The organism is Streptomyces agglomeratus (assembly GCF_001746415.1).
GTDB lineage: Bacteria > Actinomycetota > Actinomycetes > Streptomycetales > Streptomycetaceae > Streptomyces > Streptomyces agglomeratus.
Genome location: NZ_MEHJ01000001.1, coordinates 8,135,150 through 8,150,128 on the forward strand (window position 1 = coordinate 8,135,150; position 14,979 = coordinate 8,150,128).

Genomic DNA, 14,979 nt, shown 5'->3' on the forward strand with positions numbered 1-14,979 from the left:
AGGCTGAAGTGCCCCATCATGCCGTCGTCTCAGGGCCAGTGACCAGCGGGTTTGTCCCGGCGTCCGCGTTGTCGCCGGCGCCGAACGCGGCGGCGATCGGGTCGAATCCGGGCGGGCTGTCCTTGAAGGTCAGGCCCATGCCGGCCAGCTTCGCCTTGAGCTCGTCGATCGACTTCGCACCGAAGTTACGGATGTCGAGCAGATCCGCCTCCGAGCGGCCCACGAGCTCACCCACGGAGTGGATGCCCTCACGCTTGAGGCAGTTGTACGAACGGACCGTAAGCTCCAGCTCCTCGATCGGGAGCGCGAGGTCAGAGGCAAGGGCGGCGTCTGTCGGGGACGGGCCCATGTCGATGCCCTCGGCGCCGATGTTGAGCTCGCGGGCGAGCCCGAAGAGCTCGACCAGGGTCTTACCGGCCGACGCCATCGCGTCACGCGGGCGCATGGCCGGCTTGGTCTCGACGTCGACGATCAGCTTGTCGAAGTCGGTGCGCTGCTCGACACGGGTCGCCTCGACCTTGTAGGTGGCCTTGAGCACCGGGCTGTAGATGGAGTCGACCGGGATACGGCCGATCTCCTGGCCCACCTGCTTGTTCTGCACGGCGGAGACGTAGCCGCGACCGCGCTCGACGGTCAGCTCCATCTCCAGCTTGCCCTTGCCGTTCAGCGTGGCCAGGACCAGGTCCGGGTCGTGGACCTCGACACCGGCCGGCGGGGCGATGTCAGCGGCGGTGACCAGGCCGGGACCCTGCTCGCGCAGGTACATCACGACCGGCTCGTCGTGCTCCGAGGAGACGACCAGCTGCTTGATGTTGAGGATGAGGTCGGTGACGTCCTCCTTGACGCCCGGCACAGTGGTGAACTCGTGCAGGACACCGTCGATGCGAATGCTGGTGACAGCGGCACCGGGGATCGAGGAGAGGAGCGTACGACGCAGGGAGTTGCCGAGGGTGTAGCCGAAGCCCGGTTCCAGCGGCTCGATCACGAACCGCGAGCGGAAAGCGTCGACAACCTCTTCAGTCAACGCGGGACGCTGAGCAATCAGCATGGGGTGCTGCCTCCATTTTTCGGCGCCCGCTATTTGACGCCGTAGACACAGCAAGGATATGGGCGGTACGGCGTCACAAGGGGCCGCACCGCCCGGCTCGGGGCAAAGCACAGATTTCCGCAGGATGGAACGGCGCACAGGAGTGCTTGATCAGCGAGCTGCCGGGCGGGTTACCTGCGGTGGTCTCGGCGGGCGGCCGGGGCCGTGTGAGCCTGGTCGTCGATCTCGATGAGGTAAGGGGCGACGAAGCCGTCGTAGTCCGCTTTGCGCCTGGCCGGTAGATCCCGCCAACCGGTGATGCGGCCACGGCAGTGGTGCGAGCCGCACCGGCAACGGGCGGCGAAATACTCGACCGAGTAGTTCCGCATCGCATAGTCGAAAGTGATCTCGTGACCAGCGGCGATGGGTGCGCGGGCGACGTAGTCGTGAGCACCGCTGGAATTGAGGCGGATCCCGCAATTCGGTTCACACGAGTGGTTCACCTTCGGGACAAGCCCGCCGTGCAACACGAAACGTTCCGCACCGACCTGGGAGGCGTGGGAGTGGTTGCGGTCCAGTTCACGGTCGATGGCACCAACCATCACCGTCTCACCGACCCGGTAGGGCAGTCGGTGAAGTTGTTGAAGGACTCGACCTTGTTGGTGGCCCGCCGTCACCCGGCGCCGCGCAGGGACGGGTTCTCGTTCGTTGATCCCGTGACGGTTCAAGGGGTGGAACCTTGCTGACGCGGGGTTTCCTGACGGCCGATCACCGGCTGCGCGGACCAACGGCAGGCCGCGCTGAACGTTACGCGCGCTGACTCTTCCGGCTTCGACCGGCGCACCATGCGAGACGCGTCTGCCTCGGCCACGAGGCGCTCACCCTTCAGGCTGGGCGCCCGCCTTGGGCTCTTCCTCTTCGTCTTCGAGGGGGCTCAGGTTCAGTGCGACGCCGTCTGCAGTCAGCCGCGGTGCGATCTCCACCAGGCCCGGATGCAGCTCCGCGATCCTGCGCACGATCCGTCGCGGTTCTGTGTCGGCGGTCAGCGCCCGCCCGTTCCACGACGTGACCAGCGGCCCCTCCGTACGGGTGCTGTGCGGCTGGCGGTGCGCCCGGAAGTCCGACACGTACCCGTCCAGCGCCTCGACGCACTCCGCCGACCACGGCCAGGGGTCCTTGTCGAACTCGCCGCCCTTGACCGGCAGGCGGCTCGTCACCCGGTGCTGCTCGCGGTACGTACGGTCCAGGTAGAGGCCCGTCGCCTGGAACGGCCGCAGGCCGGCGAGCAGCAGGTAGATCAGCAGCCGGTCCCTGGGGTCGGCGTACCGGTCGGCGGCCGAGCGCATCATGCCGGACTGGCGCCGTGTCAGCTTCGGTCGTCCCGGCATCTCCGAGGAGACGCCCGGCCGGATCGCCCGCACCGGGTTGCCGGGCACCACGCCCTCGCGCACGGCGTGCTCGTAGAAGGAGAACAGTGCATAGCGGCGCCGGGCCCGCGAGCGGGGCGCCCCGTCCTTCCACTGGTTCAGCCAGGCGTCCACGTGCATGGGGACGGCCTCACACACGAGGTCACCGATGAACTGGATCCATCCGAGCGGCGGGGGCTTCTCGTCGAACGGCTCACCGTCACGTACCGCAGCGTCGCGCCGGCGCTTCCAGTCCTCCAGGGCGGCGAGGTCGCGGGGTTCGCCGGCGGCCGTGACGGCGCCGAGAGCGCTGGAGGACCAACCGTTTACGTCGCCGGTGGTCGGACCTGGCGGTGGCAGCGCCTGCTCGCTCTTGGCGAATGGTCACCGCTCGACTGGGCTCGACCCACGGAAGATAAAGCTTCAATTCTTACGCAGAAACCACCAGCAGGCGAACGCGATGAATATCAAACCTGCCAAAATGCCCACGATTTCGCCCGCCGACAGAAGCTCAAAAATTTCATCCTCCGAAGGGTGATTAATGGGGCTGTGCGGCAACGTCGACCAATATTTCATTCTGGCCAGCGTAAGAATCATGGCATGAACAATGCTGAGGGGGCGAGCTTTTTGAGGTGCATTTGAGCTTCCTCTTTGCGCTTTCGAGCGCCGCCCGCGACATCGTCTCGATATTCGGAGTAGGAACGTCCTGCGACAGTCGAGGCCGAGCGGCTTGCCACCAGCCAGGAGATCTTGTATGTCTGACGACTCCCATCCTCCCCGCCCGGCCGCCCTGGGACCTGATGCGACCCATCCTGTGCATTCGAGGCGGGTGCACACGGTGCACCGAGTTGCGGTGCGCCTCGGGCCTGGGGCTGTCGAGTGCCGACAGACTTGGTTCATGAAGCTGCCTGAGATCGCGATCGCCGTCGCTATTGGTAGTTCCCTGTTCACGCTTGGCAACATGCTCGTCTCAGTCATGACCTACAGGCGGGTACGGCCGAACGTCAAAGTGCGGCTCTGGCGAACAGGTGTGGCTACGACCACCGCAGGCGATACCGACGGGAGCGAGTACCAGTTCATCCTGCGATTTCTCAACAACGGAGGAACACCTGTATCGGTGGAACGCATCGAAATAATGGCGTACCGCAGACGCTTCCACCCATGCGAGTGGGACGGTCTCCTGCTCATCGGGCTCGGCCTGGGCGTGATGCTGACCCCGTCCGTCAACGTCGTCCAGTCGAGCTTCCCCGAGGAACAACAGGGAGAGATCTCGGGCCTGTCCCGCAGCGTGTCGAACCTCGGCTCGTCCTTCGGCACGGCCATCGCCGGCACCATCCTCGTCGCCGGCCTCACCAAGGGCGCCTACGCCGCCGCCATGATCACCCTGGCCGCCATCGGCCTCGCCGGCCTCGCCGCGGCAGCACTCCTGCCCCGAGAAACAGGGGCCCCGAACACACGTGTCTCTCGGACCAAGCCCCCACCAACCCGTCCTTAGCTCTTCCTGACCCCGTCAGGCCGCCGGTAGTTCCTCCGCCGGTAGCCGACCCGCGCGTACCGCGTCGACCAGGGCCTGGTGGTCACGCTCGTTCTGGTCGGCGTATGCCTCCGCGAACGTGGCGAGTGCCCGGTCGAACGAGTCGCCGCTCCCCAGGTACGAGGCGATCGCGATGCGGTCGCCGGACCGCGCGTGCGCACGAGCCAGCGTGACCCCGCACAGTTCGCCGAACGCCCTCATGTCCTTCGGCCGCATCCTCTCCGGCATGGCGATGCCCTTCCAGTCGCGCAGCTGGCGGACGTAGAAGTCGCGCTGCTTGCCGTCGATCCCGTCCACCCGTTCCCAGCCGAGGAAGATGTCGCTCGTGGCCTGCATCAGCCGCTGGCCCGAGACCACCCGCTCGCCCTGGTTGAGGTAGCGGCTGGTGCCGACGTGTGCGGCGAGTACGGAGGTGTCGGCTTCCTTGGCCTGGAGGAAGAGCGGGTCCTGGCCGTCCCGGCCGAGCAGGAGGAAGATCCAGCATCGGGTGCCGACGCTGCCGACGCCGACCACCTTGCGGGCGACGTCGGCCAGGCGGTAGTCCGCCAGGAGCGTGCGCCGGTCGGAAGCCAGAGTGCTGCCGTACCGCTCGATCAGGCCGCGGAACTGGCGCTCCAGCGCGCTGCGTTCGATGTCCGGCAGCAGGTCGCCGGCCGGGATGAGCAGCGGGGGGTCCGCCGCGATTCTGGGCGTGCCGTCGACCGTCTCGGTGAGCTTGTCGAAAGCCTCGAGGCTGTCGCGGGTGCGGGCCTTCGCCATCGCGCGGGCCAGGTTCTTCCGACCGCGCTTCGTTCCGTGGAGCCGACCTGAGGCCAGGGACTCGAGGAGGTCCGCGTCGATCTTCGCGTACCAGATGTCGAGGTTGCCCGTGCCCGCGAAGCGGATCATCGCCTCGCGGTACGAACGGACCGTGGCGCTCACGATGCGGGCGCGCTGGGCGTCGTCGAAGCCGTTGGCCCGGCCCGCGATGACGAGACTCGCCGACAGCCGTTTGACGTCCCACTCCCAGGGGCCCGGCAGCGTCTCGTCGAAGTCGTTGATGTCGAACACCAACTGCCTCTCCGGCGAAGCGAGCAGACGGAAATTTAGCAGGTGCGCGTCCCCGCACAGCTGTGCCGTGAGTCCCGAGCGAGGACTGGCGGCCAGGTCGGACGCCATGATCGCGGCGGCGCCCCGGTAGAAGCGGAACGGGGACTCCATCATCCGGCCGTAGCGGATCGGGACGAGTTCGGGCACGCGTGCCGCGGACTGCGCCTCCAAGATCGCCAGTGAGTCCGGCCGGTCAGGAGACGGCTTGTACACGGCGTGGGCAGCCCGCGGTGAGCGGCGGCGCGCCTCCTTGCCGAGAGCGGCGCGTTCCTCAGGTGTGGTGTGAGGCGCGGCGCGCATCGCCGTGGTCGCGTTCTGGGACATCGAAGGCCCTCCTGCCTGGCCCTACGGCGGTTGGGACGCCCGGCACCCGCCCCGCACGGGGCGCATCGGGCAGCAGGACTTCGTGGTCTTCTGCCCAAACGTGGCCGCGCGGATCATCGACGACGGTGGGCGTCTGCTCTCAGCCCTAAGACCCGATCTCGGTATCGGCGACGGCGATGGCGATGCCGAGTGCCGTGGCGATGTTGCCCGCTGCCGTCATGACGCGGGCGGTGCCCACGATGGGTGCGATGGCGACCAGGACGTCCTGCAGCTGTTCGGTGGTCAAACCGGTCTTGAGGGCGGGGTCGATATGGGCCACGTAGGAGATGGGCGGGGCGTCCGAGGCGGCGAGTGCCGCGATGCGCGTGAGGATGAGCATGTCCGGGGGCAGCCCGCACCGCTCGATCGAGTCGACCGGGCGAGGGTGTCCAGGACAGGGGTTTCCGATGCAGTGGACATGTCGCATGCCCTCCTGGTGAGTTTTCCAGCCCGAGAGATGTACGAGGCGGAAGAAACCGAGTTCCGCGAGCTCGGGAGTTCTCCTCAACCGTAGAACCCATTCGGCTCTCGCGCATGGAGGCGCAGGGTTCGCAGAGACCCCAACCGCCCGGTCAGGCACCCCTTCGCCTGCCCATGGAGATGTTCAATCCAGTGCAATGACACCAGAATGGCTGCTATCTACCCTTTGTGTCGGATCGGAGACACCCATGAAGGACCTCAAGTTCGAGCAGAAGCGCTCGCTCTCACGCCTTGAGGCGGCTGACCAGCTCACGGCACTCGCAGCCGCGTTGCGGGAGGGCGGAGAAGCCGAACTGGAACTCGGCCCCACAACGCTGAGCCTGCGGATCCCCGACGACCTTCGCAGTGAGGTGGAGGTCGAGATCGGTGACGGCGAGATCGAGCTGGAGATCGAGTTCAAGTGGCCGACCGCACCGATCCGGACGGCACCATCGCGGACGGTCGCGGGAACGGAGAAGGCCGCAGGGCGGAAGAACGCGGCCGCCAAGCCTGCCCGGAGCGGCACAGGAACCGGCAGGAACAAAGGCACGAAGCGGTCCGCCACGAAAACGCCCTGAGTGGTGCCGGAAACCTCGTGCTGACCACCATGCCCTGATCGGCGCGCAGCCGGCCCCGTTGAAGGCCAGGGCGGGTGGCGTTCGCAGACGGGCCCGTCACGGGTTTCTTCCGATCCGAGGCACCACCTTCATGGCACCTGCGGCGGGCCGGAGCTACCACTCCGGGGCGACCGCGGCTCGCCCGTACAGCCCACCTGGGCGGGCCGTCTCGCCGTGAAGCGGCGGAAATGGAGGCAGTCCAATCCCTCAGGAGCCCCGGAGCACCCATGACCAGCTCACACGAGCCGCCCGAGCCTGCTGCCGTCCCGGAGGCGGGCGGGGGTGACGCGAAGGGGAGCGGGCCGGGGCACGGCTCGGCGGCCACGCGGATCACGCGGAAGACCGCCTCGGCGGTGCTCATCGTGCTCACCTGCATCCTCGTGCCGGTCGCACTGCTCACAGTCTGGGTGCACGACATCGCGCTGGACACCGACCGGTACGTGGCAACGGTCTCGCCGCTGGCCTCGGATCCGGCGATCGAGGACGCGGCGGTCAAGCGCATCACCCATGCCGCGGACGTGAGGGTGGACGGCAGCCAAGCAGCCTCGGACATCGCCGCGTGGCTGCAGGCAGAGGGGCTGCCGCCCCGCGCCGCGCAGGCGGTGAAAGGACTGGGCCCCCAGCTCGATACCGCGGTCAACAGCACGGTCGAGAAGGTGGCCACCCGCTTCGTACAGAGCGACCGCTTCGAGCGGATCTGGACGAACGCCAACCGGGCCGCCCACAACGCCGTCGTGCACGCGCTCACCGGCGAGGGCCGTGGCGCCGTGGGGGTGGAGGGCGGGACGGTCACTCTCGACGTCGGGGAAGCCGTCGACCAGGTCAAACAGTCGCTCGTGGACGCCGGGCTGTCCCCGGCTGCCAAGATCCCCGAAGTCGACAAGCAGATGGTGCTCTTCCAGTCCGACGAGTTGGACAAGATCCGCAAGGGCGCCCATGCGCTGGATGTGATCGGGAACTGGCTTCCCGTGCTCGTGGTGGTGATCGGCGCGGCCGGCGTGCTGCTGGCGCACCGGCGCCGCCGCGCCCTGGCGCGTACGGCTCTCGGCGCGGCCTTCGCCTGCCTGGCCGTCGCCGTCGTCCTGGTCATCGCCCGCCGCTACTACCTGGACCACCTCCCGCCCCAGGTCCAGTCGGAAGCCGCCGCGGCAGCCGTCTTCGACACCCTCCTGCACTTCCTGAGGGTCAGCCTGCGCACGGCGATGGTGCTCGGTCTCGTCATCGCGCTCGGCGCCTACCTGATCGGCCCCGGACGACTCCCGCGCGCGATCCGAGGCACCTCCGAGCACGCCGCAGGCTCCGCGGCGCAGTGGGCCTACGCCCGCCAGGTCCGCACCGGCCGGGTGGGGACCTGGACCGAGGCCCACCGCCAGTGGATCGCCCTGGCCGCCCTGCTGATCGTGGCCCTGGCCTTCGCGCTCTGGAACCACCCGACGGCCCTGACCATCCTGCTCCTGGTCATCATCCTGCTCGCCGTACTCGCGCTGCTCGCCCTCCTCGCCGCGACCGGCCGCGCCACCGCTGATGCCGAGCGGGCGACGCAGCGGCCGGAGGGCGGCGAGTGAACGGTTCGCCCATTCTCGACGGCTATGGGGAAGGCGACCTGCGGGTGATGGCCATCACCGAGGCAGGCAGGGCGCGATGAAACGGCAACGGAGCTCCTCGCGAACGAGCTGTCTTGGACGACCGCCTGTACCAACGAGCTCCGTTGCTCTACGAACCGTGACGCGGGGGCGGGGCCTTGCCTCTCATCAGTCGGTTGGTGAGGGGCCGAGCGTGCGAGCGTCGCGGTTCTGACCGCGTCGGGGGCTTACGCCTGGGTGAGCTGACCCTCCATGCGGCCGCGACCGCCTACGCCACTTGAGATCTCCTCGTACGATGCGCTGGCGACGGGTGACTACCGGCTCACACGTCGGCGAGCTGAGGCTGTGTAGTCCGGAACTCCGCACTGGCTGCTCACGGTTCAGGTCAGCTTGCCTGCCGTGAAGGTGAACGGGAGCGTGTTCGTCTTACCGGGAACCCACGCGGTGCCGCGCGCCCTCCAGGGCAACCTTCGCTCCACCGTGCCGCCGGAATATGTCGTGGCGGTGCCGCTGTAGCTGGCGAGGCCGCAACCAACCGCGTCGCCCCTACGCGGCCACCTGATGAACCAGAAAATGTCCTCGACGCTCGGCGTCTGCTCTGACGCGTAGAGCTGCACCGCAACGCAGAAGCCGCAGACTCCGACCGGGGGCACAGCACCAGTTAAGAGGCCGTTCTGGTCAACCGACACTTCTACATCCGACAAGCGACTTGCCTAGTGAAGTTCCTGGTTGTCGCCGTGGATGTAGCCGAGCGGCACCGGGCCGACGCGGCGCAGCTGGGCCGCGTAGTCGCGGACCAGCTTCTGCTCGCCTCCGGTGAGCCGGTCCCCGGCGCGGCCCAGGTACTTCTCCGCGCCGTCGGCCGCGGCCCCCAGAGCCCCTTCGGCCTCCGCCCGGTCGCCGCGGTCGAGTTCACCGGCTTCGTGGAGCCGGGCGCACAGCATGCCGGCCTGCGCGTGTACGGCCCGCCACACGGCGCAGGACAGACCCAACCCCGGCGCCGGAGCGCCCGGCGCGACCGTGAGCAGCAAGGCCAAGTCCTCCGCGCGGCTGTCGAGGAGTTGAGGAGCCCGGCTGTGCCCGAGCGTGGGAACGACATGGCGGAAGGCCCTGGTCTCGCGGGCGAAGAACTTCGCCGAGGGCGAGACCTTCACGTACCAGCGGCCCCCGTCCTGGCCGGCCAGCTCCCACACTCGGGAGCGGTGCCAGTCGTGTGAGGCGTCGCGTACGACTGCGGCCGGCCCGATGCGCTGCTCCGCCCAGTCCTGCACCGTCGCGGGAAGGGGTTTCGTCTGCCTCACGTCGTGCTCCTCGCGCTCGAGTGCGCAGTGTGCGAGGAGCGGGGTACGAAGGCATTGGCAGCGGACAGGGATGGGGGCACGATTCCTCCTTGAGGGGCCCCGTCCGCATGTTGGTGGGACGGGGCGAAGCGGATCAGCGGTCCTGGGAGAGTTCCAGGAGTTCGGCGAAGGTTCCGCCGGCGCGGACGAGGTCGTCGTAGCAGCCCTGCTCGGTGATCCGGCCGTGCTCCATCACGACGATGTGGTCAGCGATTTTGGTGTTCTCCAGGCGATGCGTGACCACGATTGTGATGCGGTCCGCGGCGATGGCCTGGATCTGTTCGAAGATCTGGTGCTCACCGCGCGGATCCATCTGAGAAGTCGGCTCATCCAAGATCAACAGTCCTGGACGTCGGTATAGGGCCCTCGAACAGGCCACGCGCTGCCACTGCCCGCCGGAAAGCTCTGAGCCGCCGAAGACATCGCGGGCCAGCAGGGTGTTCAAGCCCGCGGGGAGGTCATCGACGGCCTCGCGCAGACCGACCGCGTCGATGGCCTCCCACACGGGAGCGTCGTCGTGGGTGCGGGGCTGGCCGAGGGTGACGTTCTCGCGGACCCGCAGCGGCCACTGCGCGAAGATCTGCGGCACGAGGCCGGTGTTCGCCCACACCGTGGCGGGATCCACCTCGGCGAGGTCAGTGCCGTTCCACGTGACCCTGCCCTTGTCCGGCAGGTAAATGCCGGTCAACAGCCGGGTGAGCGTGGATTTCCCCGAGCCGTTCGCCCCGACGATGGCGAGGATTTGACCGCGCCGCAGCGCCAGGGAGACACCGTCCACCGCCGGCTTGTCCTTGCCGGGGTACTGGTAGACGACCTCCTCGAGCCGGATTTCCTCGGTCGGCGCGGCATGGGCGCGGGTGCCGCGCTTGGGGGCGCGGGCGGCGGCATCGTCGAGGAAGGCCTGCATGTCACTGAGGTACAGACTGGTGTGGAAGACCGCAGCGCCGTTGATGACCACCTGGGACAGCGCGGCAAGCGTGGTCTGCACGGCGATGACCGCCGTCGCCGCGACCGCGAGCTCGACCCGGCCGGAGACCGCCAGCCACGCCAACGCGCCCCAGGTCGCGACGAGGAAGACACCGCCGGCCAGCGCGGAGAGCAGGGCGATCCGCAGGGTCCGCGGCGCGGCGGCCAGGCTGCGCCGGTCACAACGGTCGGACAGGGCCCGGTACCAGTAGATGAGGTAGTCCGTCATCGAGTTGGCGCGGACCTCGTCGCCGTACTTGGACTCGGTCGCCCACCAGCGCATCATCCCGCGCACATTGCGGTCGGCGATGTTGGCGTAGTGGATCTCGTAGTCGACCCGGGCGGTCAGCACGGCGCCGACACCGGCCGGCAGCACCGCGAGCAGCAGCGGCGGCAGCATCCACGGGTTCAGCACCGACAGCACGCCACCGGCGGTGACCATGCGGATCAGCGCGGACAGGAACCGCTGAGCGTCGGTGACCATGACGTGCGTGCGGATCACCCCCATCTCGGCCGCCTCATGCCGGTCCGAGAAGCCGTCCTCCGCGTAGGCCGAGGCCTCCACGCGGCACACCGCCTCGACCAGCGCGGTGTCCGTCTCCGTCGTCAGCCGCGGAGTGATCCGCCGCTCGGCGTACGCGGCGACCGCCCCCGCCGCGCGTGCCAGCGCGGCGGCGAGTGCCACCACCAGCAGCGCCGGCAGGGCGCCGCGCAGCCGCTCGCCGGCGGTGCCGTCCCCGAGGACCGGTGCCATGGCGCGGGCCGTGGCGGCCAGCAGTACGGCGGCAGAGACGCCTGTGACCACCTGGCAACCGAGCAGGAGCTGCACGGCCCACCGGTCGGTCCGCCACGACAGCCGCCCGATCCGGCCCAGCACGGCCGGGATCTGGGCGCACATCCGCCGGAAGGAGACCTCGGCGAGCGGACTGCCCGCTGTACGTGATCTCCGCTGGCAGGGGCGGCGGAGGCACGGTCTTCTGCTGATCGTTCGTTGCGGCCGAGGTCAAGGCGGATCCCCCTAAACGGTCGTCCAGCGTCGTCGTCAGGCTCAACGACCACGCCGAGATATCGAACTGGTGTATTTGAGTCGCTTCGGATTTCCCGAGATAGAGCGGCTGGGACCGTATGGAGAATGCACGGACCCAATCCCCGCAACAGGTCTGTGGAACGAAGCGGTTGGCCGAATCGCCGACAGTGGTGTCCCCACGTGCCCGTGGGCGACGTCCACGACGAGCGCGTCGACGCCGTGGTCGAGGAGCATCGCGGCCCGCTCCTTCCAGTCGCCGGTGACCCCGACCGCGGCCACCGCGCACCCGGCCGTCCCCGTCGACGGTCGCCAGCCGCGCGGTATCCGGGACGGCGGTGTTCTTGACCGTGTCGAACTGGGCGGTCTGCTGGACGCGGGTGCAAGCCCGGTGCAGGACGCCGAGGCCGCCGGCCAGGGCTGGCCTGCGGCTTTCGCGGCCATGAGGTCATGAACTCAGCGAAGAGCGTCGCGCAGGGCCTCCTCTAAGACAGGTAGCTGGTCCAGCAGCATCAGATCGGCCTGGTGCCGCGCCCTGCCGTAGGACTCAAGTGCGGCGTCGACGATGTGCGGACGCTTAACTGGTGCCGAGAACGGAAACGTCGAGCAGAGCACGGCTGCACAGCCCACACGGAGCGAGGACACGAGGTCGTTCGCGGACGCCTTGGGGTTGGCGTCCCGGTAGGCCAGGGTGAGATCGGTGTATCCGGTGAGCCAGCCCTCCACACCGTTGGCCAGCACGCTGCTGGGGTCACAGCCCAGACGCGCGATTTCCCAGGCGAGGTACCAGGGTGTGGGCGGTCGGAAGTCCACGAACGCGGCGGCATCGTCGTCCTTCAACAAGACGTTGGGGCCGGACAGGTCGCCGTGCAGGATCTGGATCGTCAGCGGTGGAAGCGAAGCAAGGATGCGCTCGACGCCACCCAAGAGAGCTTGCCGTTCACGCGTCGCCTGCAGCGACCATGCCTCGAATTCCCCAAGCCTGGGCTTGCTCTGGAACGCGAGAATCAGACTCTCATAGCTGTCTCGTGCGGTAGCCACGTCACCCACCGCGGCGCCAGGTTTCAGGGTGGGTGCGGCGGCGGGGTGAGCGGCGAGCCGACTGTGGAGGCGGCCCATCGCTGTGCCGACGGCTGCCCACCGTGCACCCCTCAGGCCGCCTTCGGCGGTTGCGGTGTGCGGCACGTACGACCACAGGGACAAGGGCAGGGGGCCGTGGGTCGCGATGAGTTCGTGCTCGCGCGTGCGGGTTGCCCGCGCGGTCGCGACACCTCCGTCGGCGCAGTACTCGGACAGTTCGACCGACGCCCGCTCCAGATCCAAGTGCTCTCGAGTGCGGTAGACCTTGGCGAAGTGCCACCGGCCCGCCTGGTCCACGACGGCGTAGTTGTCCGTCGCGGTGCCCTCCGGGATACGCGTGATGTCTGCCGGGTGCAGCCCGTACGCGAGCACCAGCGTGTCGGCGACCGCCATGATCTGCTCCTCCTCCGCGGTGCGGCCGGGTGTGGAAGGCGCGGCGACAGGTTTGGTGGCGGGCTGGTGAGAGGCGGTGGACATGGTCTCCTCGTCGAAGCGCAGCGAAGTGCTCAGATGCTGAGCGGGCGGCAGGCGGTCGGGTCGATCAGGACGCGGGCATGAACCGCGGCCGCCAGCTGCGGCGGGCCGTACCAAGTGCAGCGGGGCCGCAAGGTCGCCGGCGGACACCGCTCCGTCAACGCGGTCATCTGATTGAGCCACCCTCGTTCGGGTTGTGGCAGTGCCCGAGCCCGACCCGGCACCACCACCAGCTGCCGGCGGGGGACCGGCCGACCAAGCCGACACCGCGGCGCCCTGCCGCGTGAATCGGCTGATCGAGGCGTTGCACGCGGTAACCGACACCGGCTTCTCGTGGCGAGGGGTGACCGGTTCGGCATCACATAGGCGGGGCGTAGGGCTGGCCGGCGGGCGGCGCGGCACCACGTAGGGGTGCTCGTCACATAGAGTGCGGGCGCGCGGGTGCCCACGTCCATCACCAGAAGATGATCTTGGGCGCCTTCGTTCTCGTCTCCGCAGGCACCCCTCGGGCCGCACCACCAGGAGGAACCAGTGTCGTCCCCGCCAGTGATCACCCCCGAGGAGAAGCTCGCCGAGGCGAAGAGGCAGCTGAGCTTCCCGCGTATCGTCGCGATCTGCGGCTCCACTCGCTTCATGGCCGAGATGGCCGAGGCCGATCTGCGGGAGACCAAGGCCGGGAGGATTGTCGTCAAGCCGGGTTGCGACCTGAAGTCGCCGCACGAGTTTTGGTCCGATCCTGTCGAGGCTGAGGCGCTGAAGGTTCGACTCGACGAACTGCACCGGTCGAAGATCCTGCTCGCCGACGAGGTGCTCGTGGTCGGCGACTACATCGGAGACAGCACCCGGGCCGAAATCGCCTACGCCCGGTCGCTGGGCAGGCCCGTGCGGTTCACGCACCCCGAAGTCGATCCCGACGCCTGAGGGCCCGCCCCCGCACCCGCCGCAGGCACCTTCTTGGACTTGATCACCCAGCGGGTGGCGTGGTCGTGAAGGCGAGCTCATGCAGCGGCGGAACGCATCGCGGCCGTGATGGCGGCAGCGAGAGGCTGCCGGTGGTCCATCACGTAGAAGTGGTCGCCCTCGTACCTCTCGAGTCCGCGGAAGCGCGTGGTGAACGCTCGCCAGGAGAGCAGGCGGTCCTCGCCGATCAGCTTGTCGCGGCGGCCCCCGAACACCGAGAGCGGAACGGGCAGCGGCTCGGGGTCATGGGGAGGCGCCCAGGTGTCCAGGAGTTTGAAGTCGCTGCGGAACACAGGGGCGAACGTGGGCCAGACAGCGTCGTTGTCGAGAAGCTGCGGTGTGCTGCCGCCGACGCTACGCAGCCATCCGCGCAGTTCGTCGTCGGACATCAGGTGAGGGCGGTCGTCGGTGCCGGCCTCGGCTCGCGGGGCGCCATAGGCGGACACACCCAGCCAGGTGGGGAGCGGGTCCCCCTCGTGGTGGAGTCGGCGGGCGAGCTGGTAGGCGATGAGGGCGCCCAGGCTGTGGCCGAAGAACCCAAAGGGCCGGTCGAGCAGGGGAGCGATGGCGTTGTGGAAGTAGTCGACCAGCCGGTCGCAGTCGTCGATCAGCGGGAGTGTCTGCAGGTGGCCTCGGCCGGGGGCCTCTAGGAGGCAGAGTTCCCAGTCCTGGGAGAAGTGTTCCGCCCAGCCTCGGTAGAGCAGGTGTGAGCCGCCGGCGTGGTGGAACAGGAACAGGCGCGCCGCTGGGTCGCTCAGCGGCCTCGGGCGGATGACCGGCCCGGCCGACGTCTCGCCGACGAGCTTCGAGACGAGATAGGCGTGCAGCTCGGCGAGGGTCCTGGCACCGCTGATGACCACGGTGTTCTCCGGGACGTCGTACGCGCTCTCCACGCGGGTTGAGATCTCGAGCATCAGCAACGAGTCGACGTCGAGCTCGTCGGTGAAGTGCGCCTCGTCGGTGACCTCCTCGGGTTCGATCTCCAGTACGCCAGCTATCAGGGCGCGGAGTTCCTCGATATTCACGGTCGCACTGGTCATGGGTTCTCCCCGGCTCC

General features: G+C 68.5%; 13 protein-coding genes and 3 pseudogenes. 5 read left to right on the forward strand and 11 right to left on the reverse strand.

Going from position 1 to position 14,979, the window contains the following annotated elements; genetic code table 11:
* Window positions 1-16: 16 nt before the first annotated feature.
* From AS594_RS35790 to AS594_RS45040, 4 genes are all read right to left on the reverse strand, one after another.
* Window positions 17-1,048 carry a DNA-directed RNA polymerase subunit alpha gene (locus AS594_RS35790; protein WP_069935813.1) on the reverse strand — a complete coding sequence of 344 codons (1,032 nt, stop codon included), beginning with the start codon at window positions 1,046-1,048 and terminating at the stop codon, window positions 17-19.
* Between the two features lie 170 nt (window positions 1,049-1,218).
* A complete protein-coding gene (locus tag AS594_RS35795; RefSeq protein ID WP_240509197.1) occupies window positions 1,219-1,755 on the reverse strand; it encodes an SET domain-containing protein-lysine N-methyltransferase in 537 nt (178 codons plus the stop codon).
* Window positions 1,756-1,905: 150 nt separating this feature from the next.
* Window positions 1,906-2,574 (reverse strand): site-specific integrase, encoded by a 669-nt coding sequence (locus AS594_RS35800; protein WP_069935814.1) that lies wholly within the window; start codon window positions 2,572-2,574, stop codon window positions 1,906-1,908.
* Between the two features lie 282 nt (window positions 2,575-2,856).
* Window positions 2,857-3,030: a hypothetical protein gene (locus AS594_RS45040; RefSeq protein WP_167368105.1), complete on the reverse strand. Its 174-nt coding sequence runs from the start codon at window positions 3,028-3,030 to the stop codon at window positions 2,857-2,859.
* Window positions 3,031-3,607: 577 nt separating this feature from the next.
* Between AS594_RS45040 and AS594_RS35805 the strand changes: the two are divergent.
* Window positions 3,608-3,928, forward strand: a pseudogene (locus AS594_RS35805) (MFS transporter); the annotation flags it as partial.
* 15 nt (window positions 3,929-3,943) lie between these two features.
* Here AS594_RS35805 and AS594_RS35810 read toward each other — a convergent pair.
* Window positions 3,944-5,380, reverse strand: a complete 1,437-nt coding sequence (locus AS594_RS35810; protein ID WP_069935816.1) for a DUF2252 domain-containing protein — start codon at window positions 5,378-5,380, stop codon at window positions 3,944-3,946.
* A 145-nt stretch (window positions 5,381-5,525) separates the two neighbouring features.
* Window positions 5,526-5,839: pseudogene (locus tag AS594_RS35815) on the reverse strand (carboxymuconolactone decarboxylase family protein).
* Window positions 5,840-6,087: 248 nt separating this feature from the next.
* Between AS594_RS35815 and AS594_RS35820 the strand changes: the two are divergent.
* Both AS594_RS35820 and AS594_RS35825 read left to right on the forward strand, forming a co-directional pair.
* Entirely contained in the window at window positions 6,088-6,456 is a 369-nt protein-coding gene (locus AS594_RS35820) for an amphi-Trp domain-containing protein (RefSeq protein ID WP_069935817.1), read from the forward strand.
* 266 nt (window positions 6,457-6,722) lie between these two features.
* Entirely contained in the window at window positions 6,723-8,060 is a 1,338-nt protein-coding gene (locus AS594_RS35825) for a hypothetical protein (protein WP_079148825.1), read from the forward strand.
* 731 nt (window positions 8,061-8,791) lie between these two features.
* On the opposite strand, the gene AS594_RS35835 is transcribed toward AS594_RS35825, so the two are convergent.
* The 3 genes and pseudogenes from AS594_RS35835 to AS594_RS46735 form a co-directional block, all read right to left on the reverse strand.
* On the reverse strand, window positions 8,792-9,379 hold the full coding sequence (locus AS594_RS35835) for a phosphotransferase (protein WP_206281739.1): 588 nt from the start codon (window positions 9,377-9,379) through the stop codon (window positions 8,792-8,794).
* Window positions 9,380-9,512: 133 nt separating this feature from the next.
* Window positions 9,513-11,391 (reverse strand): annotated as a pseudogene (locus AS594_RS35840) (ATP-binding cassette domain-containing protein).
* Between the two features lie 41 nt (window positions 11,392-11,432).
* A complete protein-coding gene (locus AS594_RS46735) occupies window positions 11,433-11,645 on the reverse strand; it encodes a hypothetical protein (protein WP_240509198.1) in 213 nt (70 codons plus the stop codon).
* Between the two features lie 25 nt (window positions 11,646-11,670).
* Here AS594_RS46735 and AS594_RS46740 point away from each other — a divergent pair, with 25 nt between their 5' ends.
* A complete protein-coding gene (locus AS594_RS46740) occupies window positions 11,671-11,862 on the forward strand; it encodes a hypothetical protein (protein ID WP_069935820.1) in 192 nt (63 codons plus the stop codon).
* A 2-nt stretch (window positions 11,863-11,864) separates the two neighbouring features.
* Here AS594_RS46740 and AS594_RS35850 read toward each other — a convergent pair whose 3' ends face one another.
* Complete coding sequence (locus AS594_RS35850) at window positions 11,865-12,881, reverse strand: phosphotransferase enzyme family protein (RefSeq protein WP_240509199.1); 1,017 nt, start codon at window positions 12,879-12,881, stop codon at window positions 11,865-11,867.
* Window positions 12,882-13,493: 612 nt separating this feature from the next.
* Here AS594_RS35850 and AS594_RS35855 point away from each other — a divergent pair.
* A complete protein-coding gene (locus tag AS594_RS35855) occupies window positions 13,494-13,883 on the forward strand; it encodes a hypothetical protein (RefSeq protein WP_069774265.1) in 390 nt (129 codons plus the stop codon).
* A 77-nt stretch (window positions 13,884-13,960) separates the two neighbouring features.
* On the opposite strand, the gene AS594_RS35860 is transcribed toward AS594_RS35855, so the two are convergent.
* Window positions 13,961-14,962 carry a thioesterase domain-containing protein gene (locus tag AS594_RS35860; protein ID WP_069935821.1) on the reverse strand — a complete coding sequence of 334 codons (1,002 nt, stop codon included), beginning with the start codon at window positions 14,960-14,962 and terminating at the stop codon, window positions 13,961-13,963.
* Between the last annotated feature and the right edge of the window lie 17 nt (window positions 14,963-14,979).